Below are 26581 nucleotides of genomic sequence, written 5' to 3' on the forward strand. Positions count from 1 at the left end.
AAAGAATGGAGATAGAGTTGGCAAGAACAGCGGGATTCTGTTTTGGTGTAAAGAGAGCTGTTGACACTGTATATGAACAGGTAGAACAGCACCGGGAAGATAAAATCTATACCTATGGTCCGATTATCCATAATGAAGAAGTGACAAAAGATCTAGCCAAAAAAGGAGTTGAAGTGATTGACTCTGAAAAAGAATTAGATGCAGTGGATAAAGGCGTTATTATTATTCGTTCTCATGGAGTAGCCAGAGACATATATAAAAAAATACAGGAAAAAGGCCTGACTTGTGTAGACGCTACCTGTCCTTTTGTAAAGAAGATACACAGAATCGTTGAGGAAGAAAGCAAAAAAGGGGCATTTATTGTCATTATTGGTAACAGCGAACATCCGGAGGTAGAAGGAATCAAAGGGTGGGCAGGAAAACAAGTAATTGTTGTACAGACAGCAGAAGATGCCAGACAGTTTCAGTTGAAAGATGCTGAACAGAGGGTCTGCGTCGTTTCTCAGACGACATTTAATTACAATAAATTCAAAGATTTAGTTGAAATAATCTCAAAAAAGGGGTATGATATAATTGTTTTAAATACGATTTGCAATGCAACAAAGGAACGTCAGGAGGAGGCTTGTGAAATTGCAAAGAGAGTAGATGCTATGGTGGTTATCGGCGACAAACGTAGTTCAAATACTCAGAAGTTATTTGAAATATGTAAGAATGAATGTTTGAATACGTACTATATACAGACACTTGACGATTTGGATATGAATCAATTAAGGTCCGTGGAAACAGTAGGTATTACAGCAGGGGCATCCACGCCCAATAATATAATTGAGGAGGTTCAAAATAATGTCAGAATTAACTTTTGAACAAATGTTGGAAGAGTCATTCAAAACAATAAGAAATGGAGAGGTCGTAGATGGTACTGTCATCGATGTAAAGCCCGATGAAATCATCTTGAATATAGGTTACAAGGCAGACGGTATCATTACAAGAAGCGAGTACACAAACGAAGCAAATGCAGATTTAACGACTATGGTATCCGTTGGTGATGCAATGACTGCAAAAGTCCTGAAAGTTAATGATGGAGAAGGTCAGGTGCTTTTGACCTATAAGAGACTTGCAGCAGAAAAAGGAAATGAAAGATTGAGAGAGGCTTATGAGAATCATGAGGTGTTAAAGGCTCCTGTTGCTCAGATTCTTGGCGGTGGATTAAGTGTTGTGATTGATGAAGCAAGAGTGTTTATCCCTGCAAGCCTTGTGTCAGATACTTATGAAAAAGATTTGAGTAAGTATCAGGATCAGGAGATTGAATTTGTAATCAGTGAGTTTAATCCTAGAAGAAATCGCGTAATTGGAGACAGAAGACAGTTACTTGTTGCTGAACGTGCAGAAAAGCAAAAAGAATTATTTGCTAAGATCCAGGCTGGAGACAGAATGGAAGGAACTGTTAAAAATGTGACAGATTTTGGCGCGTTTATTGATCTTGGTGGAGTTGATGGACTTCTTCATATTTCTGAAATGTCTTGGGGACGTGTTGAGAATCCAAAGAAGGTATTCAAAGTTGGTGAGACATTAGAAGTAATGATTAAAGAAATCAATGATACAAAGATTGCCTTGAGTTTGAAATTCCCGGAGACTAATCCATGGGCGAATGCAGCAGAAAAATATGCAGTTGGTACTGTGATTGAAGGAAGAGTTGCTAGAATGACTGATTTTGGTGCATTTGTTGAACTTGCACCTGGAGTAGATGCATTGCTTCATGTTTCTCAGATTTCAAGAAATCATGTGGACAAGCCGTCAGATGTATTGTCTGTAGGTCAGGAAATTACGGCTAAGATTGTCGACCTTAATGAGGATGAGAAAAAAATCAGTTTAAGTATGAAAGCTTTAGAGCCGGCAGCAAATGAACAGACTGAGGCAGAAAGCGTGGATGAAAGTGCTGAAGAGGAAACTAGCGAAGAATAATTTGCATGTTGAATATTGTTGGGATTGTAGAGATAGAGACCGCTAGGTCTCTATCTTTTATATGTTAAAATTTCGACAAGATGTTTGCGGAAATATACAATGAAATCCCTGGATTTACTGGATTATTAGGGAGTTTTCATGTATAGTATATAAAGAGTAAAAAGGAAGGAAGGAAAAAGGATGGCATTGTTAACATTTAAGGGTGGTATTCATCCGGATGACGGCAAGAGCCTGGCAAAAGATAAGGCGATTGTCGAAGTAAAACCCAAAGGGGATTTGGTATATCCAGTTTCTCAGCATATTGGCGCTCCGGCCAATCCGATAGTGGCTGTAGGGGATCGTGTTTTAAAGGGTCAGATGATAGCAGAAGCCGGGGGGTTTGTGTCTGCGCCTATCTATGCATCGGTTTCCGGAACAGTTAAGGCGATTGCCCCACATTTAAATCCAACAGGGGGTATGGTAAACAGTATCGTTATTGAAAATGACGGTGAATATGAGGAAGTGCAATATCCAGAAGTGAAACCTTTGGATGAGATGACAAAAGAAGAAATCCTCAATACAATCGGTAATGCTGGTGTTGTAGGTATGGGTGGTGCAGGATTCCCAACGAGAGTCAAACTGTCACCGAAAGAACCAGAAAAGATTGATTACATTATTGCTAACTGTGCAGAGTGTGAACCATATATCACCGCTGACTACAGATCAATCATGGAGACGCCGGAAAAATTAGTCGGCGGTATGAAAATTGTATTAAAGCTTTTTGATAATGCAAAAGGTGTTTTTGGAGTAGAAGATAATAAACCGGATTGTATTGAAAAGTTAAAAGAACTGACAAAGGATGAACCACGTATGGAAGTACTTGCGTTAAAGACCAAGTATCCACAGGGTGGTGAGCGTCAATTGATTTATGCAACAACTGGAAGAGCAATTAATTCGGCAATGCTTCCGGCAGATGCAGGATGTGTTGTAGATAACGTGGCAACATTGATCAGTATTTATCAGGCAGTGGCAGAAGGAAAACCATCTATGGAACGAGTTGTTACTGTGAGTGGAAATGCAGTAAATGAACCAGGTAACTTCAGAGTACCATTTGGAACAAATCAGGCTGAACTTGTAGAGGCTGCTGGTGGATTCAAAAGTGAACCGGAAAAATTAATCTCCGGTGGTCCGATGATGGGATTCTCTATGTTTACACTGGATGTGCCGGTCACTAAGACTTCTTCGTCTATTCTTGGCTTTACAAAAGATGAAGTGGCTCAATATGAACCATCTGCATGTATCAATTGTGGACGTTGTGTAGATGCCTGTCCAAGTAGATTGATTCCGTCAAGACTTGCAGATTATGCAGAACATCATGACGAAGAGACGTTTACAAAACATGAAGGTCTGGAATGTATGGAATGTGGTTCTTGTAGTTTTGTATGTCCTGCAAAGCGCCCATTAAAACAGGCAATTGGTTCAATGAGAAAGATTGCGATGGCAAACCGCAAAAAGAAAAAATAGTCAAATAGAAGAGGAAGAGGTGAACAAACGTGAGTGAGAACAAATTAAAAATGTCATCTTCACCACACATTCGTTCCAAAGACACCACAAGCAGTATTATGATGTGGGTAACGATTGCACTGTTGCCGGCTTCAGCCTTTGGTGTATGGAACTTTGGATTGTCAGCGCTTATTATGCTGATCAGTACAACTGCAGCATCTGTTCTGACAGAGTACATATATGAAAAATTAATGCACAAGAAAATTACAATCGGCGATTGGAGTGCCGTTGTTACAGGTCTTTTACTTGGCCTGAATATGCCGGCTTCAGCTCCATGGTGGATGGGTGTTATCGGTGGTATCTTTGCCATTCTGATTGTAAAACAGTTATTTGGTGGTCTGGGACAGAACTTTATGAACCCGGCACTCGGAGCAAGATGTTTCCTGTTAATTTCTTTCACAAGCCAGATGACTACATTTGTATATGATGGAGTATCTGGTCCTACACCTTTGGCACAGCTGAAAGCTGGAGAGGCTGTAAATTCTATGGATATGCTGATCGGTACTATCCCAGGAACTATTGGTGAAACATCTGTAATTGCGATTATTATTGGTGCAATTATTTTGATTTTGAAAGGGATTATTGATCTTAGAATCCCAGGAACTTATATTGTATCTTTTATAATTTTTATTGGTATCTTCGGACCGTTTGCAAATCCGAATGTTGGATTCTTTGATCCTCAATATATTACTGCACATCTGTGCGGCGGTGGTTTGATGCTTGGTGCATGGTTCATGGCTACCGATTATGTAACATCTCCAATTACGAAGAAGGGCCAGTATGTATATGGAATTCTGTTAGGTGTACTGACTGGATTGTTCCGTCTTTTCGGCGGTTCAGCAGAAGGAGTATCTTATGCAATCATCATCAGTAACCTTATTGTTCCATTGATCGAGAGGGTTACTCTTCCAAAACCATTTGGTAAAGGAGGAGAAAAATAATGAATAAGATTCTGAAAAATACATTGATTCTTACAATGATCACTTTGATCGCAGGTCTTGCACTCGGTGTGGTCTATGAGATTACAAAAGACCCGATTGCTCAGGTGCAGGAAAAGTCCAAAAAAGAAGCATGGCAGGCAGTATTCCCGGAAGCTGATCTGAATGATTTTGAGGAGACCGAAGTAGATCAGAAGGCTGCAGATCAGGCAATCGCCGATATGGGCGTGAATGCAACGATTGATGAAGTTTGTACAGTAGGTGATCAGGGATATGTTATTACAACTACAGATAAAGACGGATTTGGCGGAAGTATTCAGATTACAGTAGGTATAACAACTGATGGTACTGTAAACGGTGTGTCTATTTTATCTATTAGTGAAACAGCAGGTCTTGGTATGAAAGCAACAGAGCCTGCATTCTATGGCCAGTATGAAGGAAAACAGGCTGAGAAGTTTGTTGTGTCAAAAGACGGCGGAGATGGTGAACCTATCGATGCATTAAGTGGTGCAACTATTACTTCAAGAGCAGTGACCGGAGCTGTCAATGCTGCTCTTGGTTATTATCAGAATGCATTTCAATAGGAGGTAGTTAAAAGATGAATAAATGTACGGAACGATTATATAACGGTCTGATCAAAGAAAATCCTACCTTCGTTTTGATGTTAGGTATGTGTCCGACCCTGGCGGTAACAACATCCGCTATTAACGGTGTAGGTATGGGCCTTTCTACAACGGTCGTACTTGTACTGTCAAATATGTTGATTTCCATGCTGCGTAAGATTATTCCGGATTCTGTCAGAATGCCGGCATTCATCGTAGTCGTAGCATCTTTCGTAACAATTGTACAATTTTTGCTGGAAGGTTTTGTTCCAAGTTTGTATGATTCACTTGGAATTTATATTCCGCTGATCGTAGTTAACTGTATCATTCTTGGACGTGCAGAAAGTTATGCTTCTAAGAATCCTGTAATCCCATCTATTTTTGACGGCATTGGTATGGGACTTGGTTTTACATTTGGACTTACTTGTATTGGTATTGTTCGTGAGCTGATCGGTACAGGTGCAGTCTTTGGAGCACAGATTTTGCCGTTGGCTGATGCAGCTGCCGGTAAAGGTGGTTATGTTCCTGTAACTATCTTTATTCTTCCTCCAGGAGCATTCCTTGTTCTGGCATTCCTTGTTGCTGCTATGAACAAGATTAAGAAGAATGCTGCAAAGAAGGGCAAGAAGATTGCAGATGCTCAGGGATGTGGTACAGATTGTGCATCCTGTGGCGGATGTAACGGTAAGGTGTTCCCAACAGGAAACGAAGAGTAGGAGGAGTACATAGATGAAAGAATTATTGATTATTGCAATTGGTTCAGCTCTTGTAAATAACGTTGTACTCAGCCAGTTCCTTGGAATCTGCCCGTTCCTTGGTGTTTCTAAGAAGGTTGATACAGCAGCCGGAATGGGTGGCGCTGTAGTATTTGTTATTACAATTGCTTCATTTGTTACAGGTTTGATTTATAAGTTTATTTTGACACCATTGGGATTCGAATATTTGCAGACTATCGTATTTATTTTGATCATTGCGGCTTTGGTACAGTTTGTAGAGATGTTCCTGAAAAAGGCAATGCCGCCATTGTATAATGCGTTGGGTGTATATCTTCCGTTGATTACAACGAACTGTGCGGTACTTGGTGTAGCACTTACGAATGTTCAGAAAGAATATACACTTCTCGAAGGTGTTATCAATGGTGTTGGTACTTCTGTAGGATTCCTGATTGCAATTGTAATCATGGCAGGTATCCGTGAGAAGATTGAATATAATGATATTTCTGAGTCCTTCCAGGGAACTCCGATTGTTCTGATTACAGCGTGTCTGATGGCAATCGCATTCTGTGGATTCTCAGGACTGATTTAGAAGGAGGCATAACAATGAGTGTTACAGGTATTATTATTGCTGCGATCATCGTAGGCGGCACCGGATTATTCATTGGTGTGTTCCTTGGAGTCGCTGGCAAGAAGTTTGCAGTAGAAGTAGATGAGAGAGAAGAAGCTATTCTTGGAGTTCTGCCTGGAAATAACTGTGGTGGATGTGGTTATGCAGGATGTTCTGGTCTTGCAGCAGCAATCGTAAAAGGTGAAGCCGAAGTTGGTGGATGTCCGGTCGGTGGAGCACCAGTTGCTGCAAAAGTTGGTGAGATCATGGGAATTGCAGCTGGAGAGCAGGTTCATCAGGTTGCATTCGTGAAATGTGCGGGGACTTGTGATAAAGCACAGCAGGAATACGAGTATCATGGATTAAATGATTGTGTAATGGTCAACATGATGCAGGACGGCGGACCGAAGGCATGTAATTATGGATGTCTTGGCGAAGGAAGCTGTGTAAAGGCATGTCCATTTGATGCAATTCATATTGTAAACGGGGTTGCTGTTGTTGATAAGGAAGAATGTAAAGCTTGCGGTAAATGTATTGCTGTATGTCCGAAGAAGCTGATTGAGCTGGTTCCATATGAACAGAAACATATGGTTCAGTGTAGTTCCAGAGACAAAGGTAAGGATGTTATGAAAGCATGTTCTGTTGGATGTATTGGATGTAAGATGTGTGAAAAAGTCTGCCAGTTTGATGCCGTAAAGGTTGAAGGTAACATTGCACACATTGATCCAGAAAAGTGTACGAACTGTGGAGCATGTGCAGAAAAATGTCCAAAGAAGATTATTTTATAATTTTATGAAAAGAAAAGAATGTTCTTTAAAAAAGATCATATGCAGAGCTCTCACTTTATTGTGGGAAGATATTAAGGCGGCAAAATGGGTGATTATTCTTATAATCGCCTATTTTGCGTTCATGAAAAAATTTTTATATAGCTTATGTCCGATGGTGCTTATTACGGGATTCCCATGCCCGGGATGTGGATTGACCAGAGCAGCATTCTGTCTGTTTCATTTCGATTTTTTGAATGCTTTTTTAATACATCCTTTTATATATCCGATTGTGATCTATCTGGTGATATTTGGGTGGAACCGCTACCTGTTGGGACGCAAGATGGGGAGAGGATTGTTGTGGGGAATGATTGGAATTATGGCTGCGATGATGTTGTTTTATATATTGCGGATGTTTGTCTGTTTTCCTGGTGACCCTCCAATGAGTTATTATGAATATAATTTATTTGCATATATACAAAAAGTTATACAAATAGTATGGTTTGTTTAGTGATTGAAATTCATGTATCTGCATGATAGAATATAGTTGTTAATAAGGCAAGGAGGATAATACGATGGAAAACCAAAATGATAATATTCCAGAGGAAACTCAGGATTCTCAACAGACATACAATAGTGCGGATATAAATGGACAACAATATACAGATCCAAATGCAGGACAGCAGCCTTATCAGAATCCACAATACCAAAATCAACAATATCAGTATACGAACCAGAATAATGATTATAATCAATACCAGAGTGGTTATAATTATAATCAGCAACAGAATTATAATTACAATCAACAGAATGGTTATAATTATCAGGATAATTATAGTTATAATACAGGAACCTATAATCAGGCATATGAACCGGGTATGGATAATAGTCCCATGACTATGGGTGATTGGGTGTTGACGATTCTAGCATCCTGCATTCCATGTTTCGGAATTGTTATTTACTTTGTTTGGGCATTTAGTAAAAAAGGTAATGTAAACCGCAGAAATTATTGTCGTGCTTCTTTGATTATTACAGGAGTCATATTGGTTGTTTATCTGGTATTTATGATAATTTTTGGAGTAGCATTTTTTAGTGCATCAGGAACATATTGATAAGATGAGTAGATAAAAAACATCAGGAATGCTTTCCTGATGTTTTTTATGCTGATTAATATTGGAAATTTTTGGAATAGTGGATTTTGTTATCGTTTGTGATGAACACAGCATCAACATTATCCAGCTGATTAATTAGTTTCATACCTTCATCAAATCCAAGTAGAAAACAGGTTGTACTCAATGCATCTGCAGTAAGAGATGAATCGGTGATGATAGTGACACTATATAAGTTGTTTTCACAAGGATAACCTGTATTGGGGTCAAGTATGTGATGATAAATCTTTCCATCAGATTCAAAATATCGTTGATAGATACCGGATGTTACCACAGATTTATTGGAAACCTTTACAGAAGTAATAGGTTGCCCGCTTTCGTCAAATGGTTTCTGGATGCCGATATTATAGTCTGATCCATCTATTTTGCCACCCATTGTCAGTACATTTCCGCCAAGATTAATAACTGCGTGTTTTACACCTTGCTCTTTTAGGTACGCTTTCAATCGATCGGCGATGTAACCTTTGGCAATAGCCCCAACATCAATAGATGCATAAGGGTCGGTCAGACGTACTGTGTTGTTGGTAATTATAATCTGGTTGTAGTCTACATGACTGACTGCAGAGGCAACGGTATCAGCTGCTGGAATCTCAGGAGTTTCTGATTTAAAGTCCCAGAGATTGGAGACGGCGCCGATAGTAATGTCGAATGCACCATTCGACATCTCGCTGTAATAGATTCCTTTTTTAATAATTGTTATTGTTTCGTCTGATACTTCGACTGGATTTCCACCGGCATGGTTAATCTGAGATATTTCGCTATCTTCTGTTTTATTCGAAAACATAGTATCATATTTTTCACAGAGCTTTGCGCAGCCATCTAAAACGTCATCCTCTATGGCATCATAGATTTGGATACTGATCACGGTATCAAAAAAAGTTCCGGTATACGTCTGATCACGTTCTTTGGGAAGCCCTGAGCAGCCAGATATTAAAAGAACAGCAGAAATAAGTAATGCGGTTAATCGTTTATATTTCATAGAACACCTCGTGATTTTGATAGTCTTAGTATAACACAAAAAAGAAGATATGCAATCGAACATGTGGTTGAAGGTAAGATTGGGTTGTGTTAGAATAAAACTCATAGGAATAAAGAGGTAAATGAAATATGAAAATGGAATTTAAGAAAAAAGATGGTATTCTGATACTGACAATTCTATGTATCGCTGTTTTAACGATACTTGTGCATGTGTTTATCGGAGGAAAAGGGGCAAGTAAGGCAATTGTTAAAGTGAATGGAGAGATTCAGGGCGTTTACAGTCTGTCAGAAGATCAGGAGATAGAAATCAATCATGGAACGAATATACTTCAGATTAAAAATGGAAAGGCCGATATGATTGAGGCAGACTGCCCAGATCAATTGTGCGTGTACCAGAAAAAAATTTCAATGAATCATGAGAGTATTATCTGTCTTCCGAACAGAGTTGTTGTGGAGATTGAAAGTAGTGAAAATAGCGAATATGATGCGGTGACGAATTAGGAGGCAGATACATGTGAAGAGCAAAGTTGCTTATTTTGGGGTATTTACGGCATTAGCGTTGATTTTTAGTTATGTTGAAACTTTGATACCGATTAATTTTGGAATTCCGGGAGTAAAGTTGGGGCTTGCTAACCTGATTATTGTGATTGCACTGTATAAGATGCGTTTGCGAGAAGTTTATCTGCTGTCGATTGTCAGAGTTTTATTGTCCGGTTTTATTTTCGGTAATTATTTTAGCATTATCTATAGTTTGGCAGGAGGGCTTCTTAGTCTTACAGTTATGGCAGTTTTTAAGCGAAAAGATGGGTTCAGTATTATGGGGATTAGCATTGCCGGCGGAGTATTTCATAATGTTGGGCAATTGATTGTGGCTATGTTGGTTGTGGAGACATTTAGCGTGGCATATTACGTTCCGGTGTTATTAATTGCTGGAATGATAACTGGACTGCTTATTGGAATTGTGTCAAATGAGATGTTAAAAAGACTGGTGAATGTACATTTTTAGGAGGGATATATGATATCTTATTTAAGGGGAGAAATTGCAGCATACGAAGAAGATAAAGTGATTATTGATGTAGGCGGAGTTGGCTACGGTGTATTTATGTCAGGTCGGGCAATGGGGCTTATGCCGGCTCTCGGGACAGAAGTGAAGATACATACATATCTGAACGTGAAGGAAGATGCCATGCAGTTATATGGCTTTTTAACGAGAGATGAATTGAATGTGTTTCGATTGCTGATCGGTGTAAACGGAATCGGTCCAAAAGGTGGCTTAGGAATTTTGTCAGCGTTAAGCCCGGATGATCTTAGATTTGCTGTGATGTCAAATGATATAAAGGCAATTTGTGCAGCACCTGGGATTGGGAAGAAGACAGCAGAAAAGATGATATTGGAATTAAAGGATAAGTTACGTCTTGAGGATGCTTTGGAACACAGTGCTTCTGCTTCTGTGATGTCTGGTAGTGTGAATTACCACAATGAGGTACAGAGTGAGGCCGTACAGGCATTGGTAGCCCTGGGATATGGCAATACTGAGGCATTAAAAGCAGTCAAACAAGTGGAATTTGAAGAAAATATGGAAGTAGAGGATGTGCTGAGGCAAGCTTTAAAATATATGATGTTTTAGCACAGGGTGAAAGACATGAGCAGGCGAATTGTTACAACAGAAAATCTAGAAGAAGATGTCAAGATAGAGAATCATCTGCGTCCGCAGTTGTTGAAAGACTATATAGGACAGGAAAAGACAAAAGAGACTCTGAAAATTTATATAGAAGCTGCAAAGGCAAGAAATGAGGCGTTGGATCATGTGTTGTTTTATGGTCCGCCAGGATTGGGAAAGACGACACTTGCAGGAATCATAGCCAATGAGATGAATGTAAACATTAAGATTACTTCAGGTCCGGCAATAGAAAAGCCTGGAGAGATGGCAGCGATTTTAAATAATCTTCAGGAAGGAGACATTTTATTTGTTGATGAGATACACAGGTTGAATCGTCAAGTGGAAGAAGTACTCTATCCGGCGATGGAAGATTATGCTATTGATATTATGATTGGAAAGGGTGCCAGTGCAAGATCTATTCGTCTGGATTTACCCAAATTTACCCTGGTGGGAGCTACGACAAGAGCAGGAATGTTGACAGCTCCTTTGAGAGATCGGTTCGGCGTTGTCAATCGTCTGGAATTTTATACGGTCGAAGAATTAAAAACAATCATTCTTCGATCGGCAAAGGTGCTGGAAGTAGGAATTGATGACAAAGGAGCATACGCTCTTGCAAAGCGCTCCCGTGGAACGCCGAGAATTGCAAACAGACTTTTGAAGCGTGTCAGAGATTTTGCACAGATTAAATATGAAGGATATATTTCCGAGGAAGTGGCGAATTATGCATTAGATCTTCTTGATGTGGATAAAGAAGGCTTGGATCAAACCGACAGGAATCTTCTGATAACCATGATCGAAAGATTTCAGGGTGGACCGGTAGGCTTAGAAACTTTAGCAGCTACTGTAGGTGAAGATTCCGGAACCATAGAGGATGTTTATGAACCATATTTACTGAAAAATGGATTCATTCAAAGAACACCTCGCGGGCGGATCGTTACAGACAGTGCTTATTGTCATCTGGGAATTTCACGTGAAAATGATGAAAAATAGTTGGTTTTTATATCAGTTTAGTTTATAATAGTTATCAGATATTATAAAAGTTCGAGGAGGCTTCTATGGCATCATCAAAAAACTATACGGAAGTATTAATAGGAGGAAAGGTATTTACCTTGAGTGGCTTTGAAAGCGAGGACTATTTGCAGAAGGTATCTACCTATTTAAATCATAAGATTGAAGAATGCAGCAACAGTGAAGGATATCGTAAGCAAAGTGCGGAGACCAGAAGCATTCTTTTGGCATTGAACATTGCGGATGATTACTTTAAAGCCAGAAAGCAAGGCGGCTCTCTAGAGAGTGATATAGAAGCAAAGGATAAAGAGATGTATGATCTGAAGCATGAATTGATATCTGTTCAAATTAAGCTGGAGAATGCGGAGAAATCTATGGACAAGCTAAAAGAAGAGAATAAGGAACTTCAGATGAAGATTGTCCAGCTGGAAACAGAGATTAAAAATAATCATAAAAAATAGGCTGTCTATGGACAGCCTATTTATCATATAGGAGAATACTTCGAATATAGATGAATTTTGATAAGGAAGCAGGAAAAAGATATATGAACAGGAAAATTGAAATACTGGCGCCTGCCGGTTCTTATGAAAGCCTGAAAGCAGCTATATGTGCAGGAGCAGATGCGATTTATGTCGGAGGCAGTCAGTTTGGCGCAAGGGCTTATGCAAAGAATCTGGCGCAGGATGATATGCTTCAGGCTATAGACTATGTACACATACATGGGAGAAAGATTTATCTTACAGTAAATACTTTACTTAAAGATGATGAACTGAATAGTCTGTATGAATATCTTCTTCCTTTTTATCAGCAAGGATTGGATGGAGTGATTGTCCAGGATGTTGGAGTGGTCAGATTCCTGAAGAAATATTTCCCAGATCTTGCGATTCATGCCAGCACCCAGATGACAATTACTAATCAGAAGGGAGCAGAGTTCTGGAAAAATCAAGGTATCGTACGGGTAGTGCCGGCGCGGGAACTCTCTCTTTCAGAGATTCGAAAGATGAAAGAAGAGACGGGATTAGAGATTGAATGCTTTGTGCATGGAGCGCTGTGTTATTGCTATTCTGGACAATGCCTTTTGAGCAGCATGATTGGAGGAAGGAGTGGAAACCGAGGGCAATGTGCCCAGCCATGCCGTCTGCCTTATAGTGTCGAAGGGCAAAAACCGGCAGATATCATGAGTTTAAAAGATCTGTGCACGATTGATTTTCTGCCAGAGTTAATAGAAGCTGGAATTGATTCTTTTAAAATTGAAGGGCGAATGAAGCAGCCAGACTATGTATATACGGTGGTAAGTATGTATCGAAAATATACAGACCTTTATTTCGCGGAAGGGGCTTCTGGATATAAGGTCCTGAAATCGGACCGTGAGAAATTGCTTGGCGCTTATCAGAGAAGAGGATACAGTGATGGATATTATAGGCAGCATAATGGAAAGAATATGATTTCTTTCCAACGTCCGACAGGAAATGAAGAGGTAATGGAGCTGCCAGAATACAAAACCCAAGAAAAAATTAATGGGAAATTAATACTTTCTTTGGGGGAAAGTGCTAAACTGTTTCTGGAATATGGGGATTGTGAGATTGTCTGTGAAGGAGCTGCGCCGGATATGGCTAAGCGACAGCCGCTGGATAAAAAGCGAGTGGAAAAGCAGATGCGAAAAACAGGGAATACACAATTTATATTTGATCGATTTGATGTTGAGATAGATGGGGCAGTATTTCTTCCGATGCAGGCATTAAATGAGCTTCGCAGAGAAGGAATTGAAAAATTGTCAGTATGTATACTTGAAAAATACCGAAGGGATATTCCACAATTTTCAGGAATATTTGTGAATGAGAAAAATGTTGCTTCATCCTTTGAAGCAACCGTTTTGTCAGCTTCGGTTCAATCAGTAGAACAGCTTGAGTTTGTTATACAATCGGAGATAATAAAGAATGTTTATGTAGACAGTGCAGTCGGAATGGGGCAGCGAGCAATTAAAATCTTAGAAGAAAAAGCTCAAAACCAAAAGTATTATCTGGCAATGCCTTATATTTTCCGAGAGAAGACCATTAAGAATTATGAAAAGAAATATCCAATATTAGAACAGTATTATGATGGAGTGCTAATCCGTAACTGGGAAAGTTATCAATGGCTTACAGAGCATGGGTTTCATAAGGAAATCCGTTCGGATCACAATATGTATGTCTTCAATCATTCTGGCAGGGCGTTTCTTCACGAACAAGGGATTGCTCAGTTTACCGCTCCGGCGGAGTTAAATGACTGGGAACTTAACAAATTGGGAATTGATAATGCCAGTCTGATTGTGTATGGATATCAACCGGTAATGGTAACGGCAAATTGTATCCAGAAGACTAGTGGCAAATGCTTGAAGGAAGAAGGATATCTATCTATTCGCGACAGATATCAGAAGAAGTTTACAGTAAAACGATGCTGTCAATACTGCTATAATATAATATATAATTCTGCACCGCTTTTCTTGGCGGATAAAGCAGAAGAAATTCAAAAACTTGCTCCGGCGGAATTACGCATGGATTTTACGACCGAGACGTGTGGACAGATGCAGAAGATTGTAGAATGTTATCAGTCAGCATTTCTGGAGCATCAAAAAGTATCCACACCGGAAACGGAATTCACAAGGGGACATTTTAAACGGGGCGTGAAGTAGGTGAAGATTTGGTAAATATTATTGTTGAATTGTCAAAATATCTTATGATCGTGCTGATTACGGCTTATACATACTTATGTTTCAGCATATTTGGATATTATGATCCGGATAAGAAAAAAAGTCTGCTTAGAAAGCAAAATGTATTAACGTTTATGATACATATTATTGCATTTCTGGTATTGTACCTGAAGACAGAAGAAATAAAAATACTGGCATTTTATTTAATGCAGGTGGTATTATTTGGTGTAGTTATACTTTTGTACACGAATATCTATCCCAAGGTATCCAGACTAGTCGTTAATAATATGTGCATGCTTTTGTGCATCGGGATGATTATTCTGACCAGGCTAAATTACGAAAAGGCGGTAAAGCAATATGTGATTGCTGCTGGAGCGATTGTAATCAGTCTCGTGGTTCCGGTCATTATCCGGAAATTCAAAAAACTTTCCGAATGGAGAAATCTATATGCAATCGCTGGAATTGCATCTCTGGCATTTGTTGTAGTAGCTGGACAAGTATCTTATGGGGCGAAGTTGGGATTTACGATAGGCGGTATCAGCATACAGCCTTCGGAATTAGTGAAAATTATTTTTGTTTTTTTTGTTGCCTCAAGTTTTAAGAAATCGTTGGAATTTAAAAATATTGTGATAACAACAGCACTTGCAGCTTTTCATGTATTGATTTTGGTGGTGTCAAAAGATCTTGGAGCAGCACTTATTATTTTTGTAGTGTATCTTGCGATGCTTTATGTTGCTACACATCAGCCTCTTTATATATTGGCAGGACTCGGTGCCGGAAGTGTAGCATCTGTAGGAGCATATTATCTGTTTAATCATGTAAGGACTCGAGTGATTGTGTGGAAAGATCCATTCGCTTCTTATGATAATGGTGGGTATCAAGTGGCACAGTCTTTATTTGCCATCGGGACCGGTGGATGGTTTGGAATGGGACTGTATCAGGGAATGCCGGATCAGATTCCTGTAGCAGATGAAGATTTTATCTTTTCTGCAATATCCGAAGAATTGGGATTGATATTTGCGTTATGCACAATCTTGATCTGTGTCAGCTGCTATATTATGTTTTTGAATATCGCAATGCAGCTTCATAATATGTTTTATAAGATGGTTGCGTTGGGACTTGGAACATGTTATATCTTTCAGGTGTTCTTGAATATCGGTGGTGTGACAAAATTTATTCCATCAACGGGTGTAACACTTCCGTTGGTAAGTTATGGAGGAAGTTCGCTCCTTAGCACACTGATTATGTTTGCGATTATTCAAGGACTATATATATTAAGGGAAGACGAGGAAGAAGATATTGAAAGAAAGAAAAAGGAAAGGCTACGAGCAAAGAGAAGCGGACAAGAGAATAAAAAGAGAGCAAGAAAAGCAGCAGATGTCCCGGAAAGAGCGCAGAGAAGCCAACCGAAACGACAAGCGCAAGGCAAAGGAAAAGCGCGCAAGGAACAAAGAGTTCGCTAGGGTTACTTATATTTTTGTGGCATTGTTTCTTGTTATGATGGGATATATCGTTTATTTCCAGGTAGTCAAGAGCGAAGAGATTATCAGAAGCCCTTATAACGCAAGACAAGACGCTTATGCAGATCGTGTGGTCCGAGGAAAAATTGTTGATAAGAATGGAAATGTTCTTGCACAGTCATCCGTCTCAGAAGATGGGACGGAGAGTCGTGAATATCCTTACGGGAATATGTTTGCTCATGTTGTGGGATATAGTGTGCAAGGCAAAGCCGGGCTTGAGTCGGTAGAAAATTATGAGCTTCTGACATCTCATGCATTTTTTCTGGAAAAACTGGTCAACGAATTCCAGAATAAGAAGAATACAGGAGATACGGTTGTGACAACCTTGGATCTGAATCTTCAGCAGGCGGCTTACAATGCGCTGGGAGATTATAAAGGAGCGGTTGTGGTAATAGAACCTAGTACCGGCAAGATTTTGGCTATGGTGTCCAAACCGGATTTTGATCCGAATACAGTAGAACAGAACTGGGAAACCTTAAATACAGATGAAAATAGCGTGTTGTTAAACCGGGCTACGCAGGGACAGTATGCGCCGGGATCAACTTTTAAAGTTATTACGGCATTGGAATATATGCGGGAACATGCAGATTATGACACATACAGCTATAATTGTACGGGAACCATAGAGCAGGATGGAGTTTCTATTCACTGTTATAACGGTCATGTGCATGGTCAGGTTGATTTTCAGGATAGTCTGGCTTATTCATGTAATACATCATTTTCAAATATTGGTTTGTCATTAGACGTAAGCAAATTCCAGGAAACAACCAAGGAATTGTTATTTGATTCAAAACTTCCGTCAGAGTTATCATATAGTAAGAGTAAATTCTCACTTAATACTAGTGATGGAAGTGCAGATAAGATGATGACAGCCATGGGACAAGGAAAGACGCAGGTAAGCCCATATCATATGGCGTTGATTACAGCTGCGATTGCCAATGGGGGAACATTAATGAAGCCTTATCTGGTAGATTGTGTGACGAATTATGCTGGTCAGGAAGTGACAAAAAATACTCCGGAAGAATATAAAACTTTGATGACGCAAGAAGAAGCTTCGCAATTAAAGCAATATATGAAGAGTGTGGTAGATTATGGAACAGCATCCGTATTGAGTGGACAGAGCTATACGGCGGCTGGTAAAACCGGAACAGCAGAATATAGTTCCGATAAGGAAAAGGATCATTCATGGTTTATCGGAATGTCGAATGTAGATAATCCAGAACTGGTCATCAGCGTGATTATTGAAGCTTCAGATGGTTCTGCAAAAGCCGTAAATGTGGCAAAACAAGTATTTGACGCATATTATTATTAATTCGGGGTTTATAGGAGTGGAAATATGCAGTACTATAGGCATTTGTATCTGACAGAAGGGCTGAAAAAAAAGAAGTCAAAGATCATTGAAAAACTGGAAAACAATAAATTCCAGATGAATATTCATATTGTGACGTTGGCAAACAATAAACAGAACCATTTGGAAATCTATCATTCCGCAGTGTTATTACAGCTGAATTTCCCTCATGATGATTTCTTTGTAGTTGGGATTGCAAAAGATTATGAGGATGCGTTGGAACTTGTGGAAGAAATTGTGCAGGAAGTGTATAATGAGACCAAAGGAGCAGATATTCGTTCCTATATATTAAGAAAAGAACAGGAAGAGTAAGATGCTACATATTCTATTGCTTATCTTGAAAATTCTAGGAATTATAATTGCAGTGATACTGGGGATACTGGTATTACTGGTTTGTATTGTCCTTTTTGTTCCTATCAGATACAAAGTAGAAGCTTCTTGTGATGGTACCCTTTCCGGAGTCAAAGCGAAAACCAGAGTGACTTGGTTGTTGCATCTGATAAAAATAACGGCATCTTATGAGGAGAAACAATTATTCTGGTGTATCAGGATTGCATGGAAGCATATTCAAAGTGAGCAGGAATCAACACAATCTGTGAAAGAAGAGGTGGAATCTTATGAAAAAGAATTGGAACAATTATTGGAGGAAGATGAAGAAGGAACTTCAGAGGAGTCGGAAAAGAAGCAGGAAGAAAGGCTGGAAGTCCACGGTAAAAGCGATCAAGACATTTCGGAAGAAATTAAAAAAGAACCCCAAATATCTGAAAGAATTACAGAAGAATTTCAAGAAGATCAAAAAGCAGTGGAAGAAGCAGAAACCTGTTTTGATGAGGCAAGGGAAGAATCTGATGATGGCAGTAAGAAAGAACGGAAGCGCATATGGCAGAAAATTGCAGGAATCTATCAGAAAGGTGTTCAAAAGATAAAAGATATCTATCGGAAGATTAAATGTACAATCAAAGGTTTCTGTGATAAAATAAAAGCATTATTAGAAAAGAAAGAGAAAATCTGCATGTTTCTCACGGATGAGATTCATAAAAAAGCGTTCCTCAAGGTGAAAGATGAGGTTTTTTGTCTTTTGAGGAAGCTAAGACCAAAGCGATTGGAAGCAGACATTCGTTTTGGTTTTGAAGACCCTTACAGAACAGGACAGTTACTTGCAGGATTTAGTATGCTCTATTCTTTCGTAGAAGACCATGTTAGGGTGGAACCAGATTTTGAAAATCAGATTCTGGAAGGCAACCTGCATGTAGCGGGAAAAATACGAGGCAGTTTTTTTATAAAACTTTTGTGGAGTCTTATCTGGAGCAGGGAAGTGCGAATGACGTATCGAGATATAAAGAAGTTTGAATTATAAGCATTTAGGAGGAAGAAAGATATGGCAGATAATAATTTTAAAGGAACGGTTGAGGCGCTCTTTCAAGGAATGGATGGAGTAGTATCCTCAAAGACGGTTGTTGGAGATGCAATTCATATAGGGGATACCATTATTCTTCCGCTGGTGGATGTATCATTTGCAATTGGAGCCGGAGCATTTAATGGAGATAAGAAAGAAAAAGGAGCCGGAGGATTGGGAGGAAAGATGACTCCTAGTGCAGTGCTTGTGATTCAGAATGGACATACTAAGCTTGTCAATGTAAAAAATCAGGATACGATTACCAAGATACTGGATATGGTACCGGACGTTATTGACAAATTTTCTTCGAACAAAGAAGATAAGATGACGGAAGAAGATGTTATGGATATTCTGGATGAGGCAGAGCAGGATTCTGATGGAAAATAGGATTAGTCATGAATTTGCATGAATTTGCATATATTATATAAAATGCAGGCAAAGGTGAAGACAATGAAGCGCGTGGTAGGTTTTGCCTTGTTCTGGGTAGCAGTTGGCATTATTCTGGCATTGATTTTGCCGAATACTTTTATAGAAGTGTTATGCATCTTGTTGTGTGTATTAGCAGGATATAACCTGTTCTGTTGTTAATACTTATTTCAAAGCATGATGCTAGGATGAATCGTGGATTTGTGCATTGTATTGATACTATAATCAAAGAAAAATGCAAATAATACTTGCAATTCATATATTCTTCTGTTACAATAACTAGTGTTGTGAGTCTGGAGAACAGACTATATATGAGCGTTAGGAGGTGCAGTCATGGCAAAATGTGCTATTTGTGAAAAGGGTGCTCACTTTGGAAATAATGTAAGCCACTCTCATAGAAAATCACCAAAGATGTGGAAATCAAATGTAAAATCTGTTCGTGTTAAAACAGAAAATGGAGCTACAAAGAGAATGTATGTTTGTACTTCTTGTTTAAAATCAGGCAGAGTTGAGCGTGCGTAATGAAGGTTAAAACTCAGATTTCGCTTTGGAATCTGAGTTTTTTATTGCCCATTAATTGATATAATAAAGTAATTTTGTAATACGAAGCATCAACGTTTTCGTATTGTAATATATAGAAAAAAAGAGTATAATATGCTTATTATTATGACTTCATAAGTTTAGAGAAGAATTGGAGGTTTTAGATATGAAGGGATGTATGAGTACAGATCTTGGTATTGTGACGATTGACTCTGAAGTGATTGCAAAATATGCTGGAACTGTGGCAGTGGAATGTTTTGGTATTGTTGGAATGGCTGCGGTAAATGTAAAAGATGGTTTGGTTCATCTGTTGAAAAAGGAGAGTCTGACCAGAGGAATTCAGGTGGGTATCTCAGATGATAATCATATCAGCATTAACTTCCATATTATTGTTGCATATGGTGTAAGTATTTCTGCTGTTACTGAGAATTTGATCAGTAATGTAAAATATAAAGTAGAAGAATTTTCGGGAATGCCGGTAGATAAGATCAATGTCTACATTGAAGGCGTCAGAGTCATCGATTAGTTAAGGAGGAGCATTAGAAGTGGCTACGAAAACTATAAGTGTGGACATGCTTGCAAAGATGTTTTTGGCAGGTGCACAGAATATTGAGGCAAAGAAAGAATTTATCAATGAATTAAATGTATTTCCGGTACCGGATGGAGATACAGGAACGAATATGTCACTTACGATTATGTCAGCAGCAAAAGAAGTGACTGCGTTGAGTAAACCTGATATGAAAGAACTGGCAAAAGCGATTTCTTCTGGATCCCTTCGTGGTGCACGAGGTAACTCAGGTGTTATCCTTTCACAGTTATTAAGAGGATTTACCAAATCTATCCGTGAGGAAAAAGAGATTGATGTTCTTGGATTGGCTGCTGCCTGCTCAAGAGCAAGAGATACTGCGTATAAAGCTGTTATGAAACCAAAAGAAGGTACGATTCTGACAGTTGCAAGTGGTATTGCAGATAAAGCGGCTCAGATGGCAGAAGAGACAGACGATCTTGAGGTCTTTATCCCAGCAGTCATTGAGCATGCTGAAGAAGTGCTTGCCAAGACACCGGATATGTTACCTGTATTGAAAGAAGCGGGAGTTGTAGATTCTGGCGGACAAGGTCTTTTAGAAGTTATAAAGGGCGCTTATGATGCGTTTTTGGGAAAAGAGATTGACTATAGTGCTATTTCCCCAAGCGCTGGTATGTCTGTGACGAAGATTAATGCACAGGATACAGCAGATATCAAGTTTGGCTATTGTACTGAGTTCATTATTCTGACAGAGAAGGAATTTACAGAAACAGATGAGCATGAATTTAAGGCATATTTGTCCTCTATCGGTGATTCTATCGTATGTGTCGCTGATGATGATGTGGTAAAGATTCATGTGCATACAAATGATCCGGGACTGGCAATTCAAAGAGCTTTGACATATGGACAGCTGTCGCGTATGAAAATTGATAATATGCGCGAGGAACATCAGGAAAAATTAATTCGTGATGCAGAGAAATTGGCCGCCGAAGAGGCTGAAAAAGAAGCACAGAAAAAAGCGAAAGAGCCAAGAAAACCGATGGGATTTATTACAGTATCTATCGGAGAAGGATTGAATGAGATATTTAAAGAGTTGGGAGCGGATTATATTATTGAAGGCGGACAGACAATGAATCCAAGTACGGAAGATATGCTGAATGCTATTGATCAAGTGAATGCAGATACAGTCTTTATATTGCCAAATAATAAGAATATTGTGTTGGCTGCAAATCAGGCAAAAGCATTGGTGGAAGATAAAGAAATCATTGTAATCCCGACCAAGACTGTACCGCAAGGAATTACTGCTATTATAAACTTTATGCCAGATGCAGATGCGAAGATGAACGAAGAGACAATGCTTGAAGAGATTCAACGTGTAAAATCTGGTCAGGTTACTTATGCTGTTAGAGATACTCATATTGATGATAAAGAGATTCATGAAGGCGATATTATGGGTATTGGTGATAAAGGAATTCTTGCAGTTGGAAAAGGAATTGAAGAGACTACGAAGGCAATGTTGGAGCAACTTGTAGATAAGGAGTCTGAATTGATCAGTCTTTATTACGGAGAGGAAGTCAAGGAAGAAGATGCGGAACAGTTGATTCAAGAGATTGAAGAATTGTATCCAGATGTGGATGTAGATGCACATTTTGGTGGACAGCCAATATACTATTATGTTCTTGCAGTTGAATAAATAAATCATCAGGTAGATAAAATAATATATAGGCAGGGCCAGATTTCTGTGACTGTAGGGCGTTGTCCCTTAGGAACGGAGCTGGCCTTTTTATTGCCATACAGTTGGAAAAATTTTCGATGGAAGGTTTTGCGGGTGGAGCATATATGATAGAGCAGACTAGTATCAAAGAAATCAAAGGAATTGGTGAGAAAACACAGAAGTTATTTGAAAAAGTCGGAGTCAGCACAGTCGGGGATTTGATTCGATACTATCCCAGAGGATATGATGTCTATGAAGATGCGGTGCCGGTCAGTGAGGTAGAAGAGGGAAGGACGCAGACGATAACTGGTACTGTCTATGGTCGTATACAAGTGTCCGGAAGTAGAAGTATGCAGGTTACTACACTGTATGTGAAAGACTTGACTGGTACAATAAAAGTTATCTGGTTTCGTATGCCTTTTTTGCGGAATACACTTGCAAAAGGTGGTGTGATTACTCTAAGGGGAAGAGTCGTGCGTAAACGAGATGGTTTGGTAATGGAACATCCGGAAATCTTTTATCCAAGTGAAAAATATAAGGAGAAATTGAACACTTTGCAGCCAATCTATGGATTGACAGCGGGATTGTCGAATAATGTGGTATCAAAAGCAGTCAAACAGGCTTTGGATGGTCTGGATCTGACACGAGAATTTTTGCCTGACAAAATACGAATGAGGTATGGACTGGCGGAATATAATTTCGCAATTCGTGGAATTCATTTTCCAGAGGATAAAGAAGTGTTCTATCATGCAAGAGAGAGGCTGGTCTTTGATGAATTCCTGGCATTTATTCTTACACTTCGAAAGCTAAAAGATAAGAATGAGAAGTTGGAAAATGAATATGTGATTTCCAAAAAACCAGAGGTAGAAGAGTTTATCCGGCGTTTACCATATCGTTTGACGAATGCGCAGAGAAAAGTGTGGGAAGAGATTGCTTCTGATATGGCATCCGTTACGACCATGTCTCGTTTGGTGCAGGGAGATGTTGGCTCAGGAAAGACAATCGTTGCAGTCCTGGCGTTGTTGAATACGGCATGGAATGGATATCAGGGTGCAATGATGGCGCCTACGGAAGTGTTGGCGAGGCAGCATTATGAATCGATTACGAGGTTATTTGAAGAATACGACATTCGGATAAAAGTAGAATTGCTGACGGGATCTATGACGGCAAAGGAGAAGCGCAGAGCTTATGATAGGATCGAGTGCGGATATGCGAAGATTATCATCGGCACACATGCGCTGATTCAAGATCGGGTTAATTATGATTGCCTTGCGCTGGTAGTTACAGATGAGCAGCACCGTTTTGGTGTGAAACAGCGGGAGACATTTGCCAAAAAAGGAAGAGTGCCACATGTGTTGGTCATGAGTGCGACTCCAATACCAAGAACATTGGCAATTATCTTGTATGGTGATCTGGATATTTCTGTGATCGACGAATTGCCGGCAAACCGACTCCCAATAAAAAATTGTGTGGTAGATACCAGTTACAGGAAAACAGCCTATTCATTTATGAGAAAACAAGTGGCCGAAGGGCGCCAATGTTACATTATTTGTCCAATGGTGGAGGAAAGTGAACATCTGGAAGTTGAAAATGTAATTGATTATGCTTCTGCACTACAAGAAGAAATGGGAGAAGAAATCAATGTATCTTATCTTCATGGGAAGATGAAACAGACAGAAAAAGATGACATTATGGAGCGATTCGGAAAGAATGAGATCCAGATTCTGGTATCAACAACGGTTATTGAAGTGGGAATTGATGTACCAAATGCAACGGTTATGATGATCGAGAACTCAGAACGTTTTGGATTGGCACAACTTCATCAGCTTCGCGGCAGAGTAGGGAGAGGGAAATACCAGTCTTATTGTATCTTTATGACTGGTTCAAAATCAAAAGAAACCAAAGAAAGGCTGGATATATTAAATAAGTCAAATGACGGGTTTAAGATAGCAAGTGAAGATCTTAGACTTCGTGGACCTGGTGATCTCTTTGGAATTAGACAGAGTGGACTGATGGATTTTAGACTTGGCGATATATATCAGGATGCCCGGATATTACAGATGGCAAATGAAGCCGCTGATACCCTTACAGAGTCTGCGTGTGATTGGTTGAAAAATCTTCCAAATTATGAAGGAAATACTAGTGTAATAATCTAAATCCTCCATATACTATGATTGTAACAAAACCAAAAGTTACAAAGTTACCAAAAGGAGGAGTATAACAATGACAAGTTCATCAAACAGAGCAGCCGTGCCTGAAGCAAAAGGCGCATTAGACAAGTTTAAATACGAGGTTGCAAACGAATTAGGCGTACCGTTAACAGACGGTTACAACGGAGACCTGACATCTAGACAGAATGGTTCTGTTGGTGGTTATATGGTTAAAAAAATGATCGAACAGCAGGAAAAACAGATGGCTGGTAAATAAGAAAAATGAATGAAATTGGGACGTAGACTTTTTACAAAAGTCTACGTCCCAAATTTCATTTTGTGGTGTACCTAAATGAAAAATGTGGTGTACCTAGATGAATAAATTGTAAAAAATTGTCGATAAAAAATATGATATTTTGATAAAAAATCAGACAAATTATTTGAGATTTATGACAGTTTATGATAATCTATATATACAAAATGTTACAGAGATTTGTAGAGGTTATGATAAGGGTTCAATTGGACAATCTGTCCAATTTAATAAGCGGAAATACATATGATATGAATTCCGCTTTCTTTCTCCACAAAATGTGGAGTCTATATGGGCAGGATGGCGATATTGCCACCTGCTCTTCTTTTTTCGAATTTTAGTGAATGACAGAAAATGTTCTATTCGTCCCAGCCTTCATAAAAACGGATGTTTACGGATATATTTCTTACAATATCGCCTTCTTTAAGTTCGATATCGCTAATATCTGAGACATAGGGCATTAAAGGTTCTTCTTCGGATAATTCTAATGTAATCCAATCGCGGGCGGCTTCATTTGCACTGTCAATGGCATCATCCAAGGTTTCACCTTCTCCGTAGCAACATTCTAAATCTGGAAAGTACCCTTTGTATTTTCCATCTTCTGTCTTATGGAATACTGCGGGATATATAAATTTCATAATGTTCCTCCTATAAACTTTTTTCGAAATCTATTATAGGAGTTTTATAAGAAGAAAACAATAGTAAAATCGTATGCATGTATTTGGAATAATTTGTTTAGGCTGTTATTAGAATGGTAGTAATAGACGAATATCCAGAAGGAGTTGTTGTATGAAATTTGTTCTGGCAGTAATCCTAAGCGTCGCATTATGTGTACATCCTGTATATGCTATGGAGATAAGAGGGCCAATTTTGTACACGGATGTGCAAGAAACAACAAATACGCAGGAAACAACAGAAAGTCCGAAGGAGGAATCAATTATAGTTAGTGCACCCTCGGCAATCTTGATGGAGGCTTCGACAGGACAGGTCATTTATGAAAAGGATGCTGATACACAGAGACCACCAGCCAGCGTTACAAAGGTGATGACTTTACTCTTGATCTTTGATGCACTAGAGGAAGGAAAGATTAGTTTAGAAGATGAAGTGACAACTTCAGAATATGCGGCATCTATGGGAGGTTCACAGGTGTTCCTGGAGCCTGGCGAAGTGCAAACGGTTGATACATTGATAAAAAGTATATCTGTTGCAAGTGCTAATGATGCCTGCGTAACAATGGCGGAGTATATCTGTGGCAGTGAAGAGGCATTTGTAGAGCAAATGAATAAGAGGGCAGAAAAACTGGAAATGAAAAATACACATTTTGTAAATTGTAATGGACTAGACGCAGAAGGACATCTGACGACTGCGCGAGACATTGCGTTAATGTCAAAAGAGTTGATTACTACATATCCTCAAATATACGATTATTGCAAAATCTGGATGGAAAATATCACACACACAACAAAGAAAGGTACTTCTGAGTTTGGATTGACTAATACCAATAAACTAATTCGACAATATGAATATGCGACAGGTTTAAAAACCGGTTCGACTAGTCAGGCAAAATTCTGTGTATCTGCAACTGCGCAGAAGAATGAGATTGATTTGATTGCGGTGATCATGGCGGCAGATGATAGTAAAACGCGCGTAAAGGATGCAATTACACTTTTCAATTATGGATTTGGAAAATGTAATAAATATAAAGAGGAGCATATGGAAAAATTAGCCCCTGTATCTGTACAACGAGGTGTGAAAAAAGAGGTAAAAATAGAACAGAAAGGCGCCTTTTCCTATATAGATACGACTGGTTCTGACTTAAATTCCATAGAAAGGAAGATAGTCATTGACTCGAAGATAAAAGCACCTGTGAAAAAAGGTGATAAATTGGGAGAAATTCAATATTATTTGAACGGAGATCAAATTGGAGAAAGAGATATTCTGGCGATGGAAACGGTAGAAGAAATTACTTATAAGAGTGCGTTGGAAGGGGTTGCAAAAGAGTTGTTGCTTTAGATG

30 protein-coding genes are annotated in these 26581 nt (G+C 39.1%); 28 read left to right on the top strand and 2 right to left on the bottom strand.

The window, feature by feature from the left end:
• Window positions 1-5 precede the first annotated feature (5 nt).
• The 10 genes from ispH (at window position 6) to ACQRD1_RS12160 (ending at window position 8243) form a co-directional block, all read left to right on the top strand.
• Entirely contained in the window at window positions 6-863 is an 858-nt protein-coding gene (gene ispH / locus ACQRD1_RS12115) for a 4-hydroxy-3-methylbut-2-enyl diphosphate reductase (protein WP_235233173.1), read from the top strand.
• Entirely contained in the window at window positions 844-1962 is a 1119-nt protein-coding gene (gene rpsA, locus ACQRD1_RS12120; RefSeq protein WP_347376396.1) for a 30S ribosomal protein S1, read from the top strand. The genes ispH and rpsA overlap by 20 nt, the downstream gene beginning before the upstream one ends.
• Before the next feature lie 180 nt (window positions 1963-2142).
• Complete coding sequence (gene rsxC, locus ACQRD1_RS12125) at window positions 2143-3465, top strand: electron transport complex subunit RsxC (RefSeq protein ID WP_235233171.1); 1323 nt, start codon at window positions 2143-2145, stop codon at window positions 3463-3465.
• A gap of 50 nt (window positions 3466-3515) precedes the next feature.
• Window positions 3516-4445 carry an RnfABCDGE type electron transport complex subunit D gene (locus ACQRD1_RS12130; RefSeq protein WP_268826547.1) on the top strand — a complete coding sequence of 310 codons (930 nt, stop codon included), beginning with the start codon at window positions 3516-3518 and terminating at the stop codon, window positions 4443-4445.
• The gene (locus ACQRD1_RS12135; protein WP_235233170.1) at window positions 4445-5026 is read left to right on the top strand and encodes an RnfABCDGE type electron transport complex subunit G; all 582 of its coding nucleotides are present in this window, start codon (window positions 4445-4447) and stop codon (window positions 5024-5026) included. Before ACQRD1_RS12130 ends, ACQRD1_RS12135 begins: the two co-directional genes overlap by 1 nt.
• Before the next feature lie 14 nt (window positions 5027-5040).
• Entirely contained in the window at window positions 5041-5760 is a 720-nt protein-coding gene (gene rsxE / locus ACQRD1_RS12140) for an electron transport complex subunit RsxE (RefSeq protein WP_235233169.1), read from the top strand.
• Window positions 5761-5773: 13 nt separating this feature from the next.
• The gene (locus ACQRD1_RS12145) at window positions 5774-6349 is read left to right on the top strand and encodes an electron transport complex protein RnfA (RefSeq protein WP_235233168.1); all 576 of its coding nucleotides are present in this window, start codon (window positions 5774-5776) and stop codon (window positions 6347-6349) included.
• Between the two features lie 14 nt (window positions 6350-6363).
• A complete protein-coding gene (locus ACQRD1_RS12150; protein WP_235233167.1) occupies window positions 6364-7155 on the top strand; it encodes an RnfABCDGE type electron transport complex subunit B in 792 nt (263 codons plus the stop codon).
• Window positions 7156-7243: 88 nt separating this feature from the next.
• Window positions 7244-7642, top strand: a complete 399-nt coding sequence (locus ACQRD1_RS12155) for a DUF2752 domain-containing protein (protein ID WP_427787634.1) — start codon at window positions 7244-7246, stop codon at window positions 7640-7642.
• 64 nt (window positions 7643-7706) lie between these two features.
• Complete coding sequence (locus ACQRD1_RS12160; protein ID WP_235233165.1) at window positions 7707-8243, top strand: hypothetical protein; 537 nt, start codon at window positions 7707-7709, stop codon at window positions 8241-8243.
• Window positions 8244-8298: 55 nt separating this feature from the next.
• Here ACQRD1_RS12160 and ACQRD1_RS12165 read toward each other — a convergent pair whose 3' ends face one another.
• A complete protein-coding gene (locus ACQRD1_RS12165; protein ID WP_235233164.1) occupies window positions 8299-9279 on the bottom strand; it encodes an FAD:protein FMN transferase in 981 nt (326 codons plus the stop codon).
• A gap of 128 nt (window positions 9280-9407) precedes the next feature.
• On the opposite strand from ACQRD1_RS12165, the gene ACQRD1_RS12170 reads away from it, so the two are divergent.
• The 17 genes from ACQRD1_RS12170 (at window position 9408) to ACQRD1_RS12250 (ending at window position 24532) form a co-directional block, all read left to right on the top strand.
• Window positions 9408-9779 carry a NusG domain II-containing protein gene (locus ACQRD1_RS12170; RefSeq protein ID WP_427787637.1) on the top strand — a complete coding sequence of 124 codons (372 nt, stop codon included), beginning with the start codon at window positions 9408-9410 and terminating at the stop codon, window positions 9777-9779.
• 13 nt (window positions 9780-9792) lie between these two features.
• Window positions 9793-10284 (top strand): Gx transporter family protein, encoded by a 492-nt coding sequence (locus tag ACQRD1_RS12175; protein ID WP_235233162.1) that lies wholly within the window; start codon window positions 9793-9795, stop codon window positions 10282-10284.
• Between the two features lie 9 nt (window positions 10285-10293).
• A complete protein-coding gene (ruvA, locus tag ACQRD1_RS12180) occupies window positions 10294-10905 on the top strand; it encodes a Holliday junction branch migration protein RuvA (protein ID WP_235233161.1) in 612 nt (203 codons plus the stop codon).
• A 15-nt stretch (window positions 10906-10920) separates the two neighbouring features.
• Window positions 10921-11928 carry a Holliday junction branch migration DNA helicase RuvB gene (gene ruvB / locus ACQRD1_RS12185; RefSeq protein WP_347376393.1) on the top strand — a complete coding sequence of 336 codons (1008 nt, stop codon included), beginning with the start codon at window positions 10921-10923 and terminating at the stop codon, window positions 11926-11928.
• Window positions 11929-11993: 65 nt separating this feature from the next.
• Window positions 11994-12407, top strand: coding sequence for a cell division protein ZapA (zapA, locus tag ACQRD1_RS12190; RefSeq protein WP_235233159.1), 414 nt, complete (start codon window positions 11994-11996; stop codon window positions 12405-12407).
• Window positions 12408-12490: 83 nt separating this feature from the next.
• Window positions 12491-14617: a peptidase U32 family protein gene (locus ACQRD1_RS12195; RefSeq protein ID WP_427787639.1), complete on the top strand. Its 2127-nt coding sequence runs from the start codon at window positions 12491-12493 to the stop codon at window positions 14615-14617.
• An 8-nt stretch (window positions 14618-14625) separates the two neighbouring features.
• Window positions 14626-16098 (top strand): FtsW/RodA/SpoVE family cell cycle protein, encoded by a 1473-nt coding sequence (locus ACQRD1_RS12200; protein WP_427787640.1) that lies wholly within the window; start codon window positions 14626-14628, stop codon window positions 16096-16098.
• A gap of 37 nt (window positions 16099-16135) precedes the next feature.
• Window positions 16136-17467 (top strand): peptidoglycan D,D-transpeptidase FtsI family protein, encoded by a 1332-nt coding sequence (locus tag ACQRD1_RS12205; RefSeq protein ID WP_347376430.1) that lies wholly within the window; start codon window positions 16136-16138, stop codon window positions 17465-17467.
• 24 nt (window positions 17468-17491) lie between these two features.
• Window positions 17492-17815 carry a hypothetical protein gene (locus ACQRD1_RS12210; RefSeq protein ID WP_427787641.1) on the top strand — a complete coding sequence of 108 codons (324 nt, stop codon included), beginning with the start codon at window positions 17492-17494 and terminating at the stop codon, window positions 17813-17815.
• Window position 17816: 1 nt separating this feature from the next.
• Entirely contained in the window at window positions 17817-18860 is a 1044-nt protein-coding gene (locus ACQRD1_RS12215; RefSeq protein WP_427787643.1) for a DUF2953 domain-containing protein, read from the top strand.
• 21 nt (window positions 18861-18881) lie between these two features.
• Window positions 18882-19286: a GerW family sporulation protein gene (locus tag ACQRD1_RS12220; protein ID WP_235233154.1), complete on the top strand. Its 405-nt coding sequence runs from the start codon at window positions 18882-18884 to the stop codon at window positions 19284-19286.
• Window positions 19287-19340: 54 nt separating this feature from the next.
• Window positions 19341-19487, top strand: a complete 147-nt coding sequence (locus ACQRD1_RS12225; protein WP_427787645.1) for a hypothetical protein — start codon at window positions 19341-19343, stop codon at window positions 19485-19487.
• Between the two features lie 171 nt (window positions 19488-19658).
• On the top strand, window positions 19659-19847 hold the full coding sequence (gene rpmB / locus ACQRD1_RS12230) for a 50S ribosomal protein L28 (RefSeq protein ID WP_235233152.1): 189 nt from the start codon (window positions 19659-19661) through the stop codon (window positions 19845-19847).
• 184 nt (window positions 19848-20031) lie between these two features.
• A complete protein-coding gene (locus tag ACQRD1_RS12235; RefSeq protein WP_235233151.1) occupies window positions 20032-20391 on the top strand; it encodes an Asp23/Gls24 family envelope stress response protein in 360 nt (119 codons plus the stop codon).
• Between the two features lie 19 nt (window positions 20392-20410).
• Complete coding sequence (locus ACQRD1_RS12240) at window positions 20411-22084, top strand: DAK2 domain-containing protein (protein WP_235233150.1); 1674 nt, start codon at window positions 20411-20413, stop codon at window positions 22082-22084.
• Between the two features lie 146 nt (window positions 22085-22230).
• Window positions 22231-24261 carry an ATP-dependent DNA helicase RecG gene (recG, locus tag ACQRD1_RS12245; protein WP_235233149.1) on the top strand — a complete coding sequence of 677 codons (2031 nt, stop codon included), beginning with the start codon at window positions 22231-22233 and terminating at the stop codon, window positions 24259-24261.
• Window positions 24262-24328: 67 nt separating this feature from the next.
• Window positions 24329-24532 carry an alpha/beta-type small acid-soluble spore protein gene (locus ACQRD1_RS12250; RefSeq protein WP_159751513.1) on the top strand — a complete coding sequence of 68 codons (204 nt, stop codon included), beginning with the start codon at window positions 24329-24331 and terminating at the stop codon, window positions 24530-24532.
• Window positions 24533-24924: 392 nt separating this feature from the next.
• Here ACQRD1_RS12250 and ACQRD1_RS12255 read toward each other — a convergent pair whose 3' ends face one another.
• A complete protein-coding gene (locus tag ACQRD1_RS12255) occupies window positions 24925-25203 on the bottom strand; it encodes a type II toxin-antitoxin system HicB family antitoxin (protein WP_347376385.1) in 279 nt (92 codons plus the stop codon).
• 151 nt (window positions 25204-25354) lie between these two features.
• Between ACQRD1_RS12255 and ACQRD1_RS12260 the strand changes: the two genes are divergently transcribed.
• Window positions 25355-26578: a D-alanyl-D-alanine carboxypeptidase family protein gene (locus tag ACQRD1_RS12260; protein WP_427761756.1), complete on the top strand. Its 1224-nt coding sequence runs from the start codon at window positions 25355-25357 to the stop codon at window positions 26576-26578.
• Window positions 26579-26581: the final 3 nt, after the last annotated feature.

This window comes from Bariatricus sp. SGI.019 (assembly GCF_050315235.1).
Taxonomy (GTDB): Bacteria; Bacillota; Clostridia; order Lachnospirales; family Lachnospiraceae; genus JAFBIX01.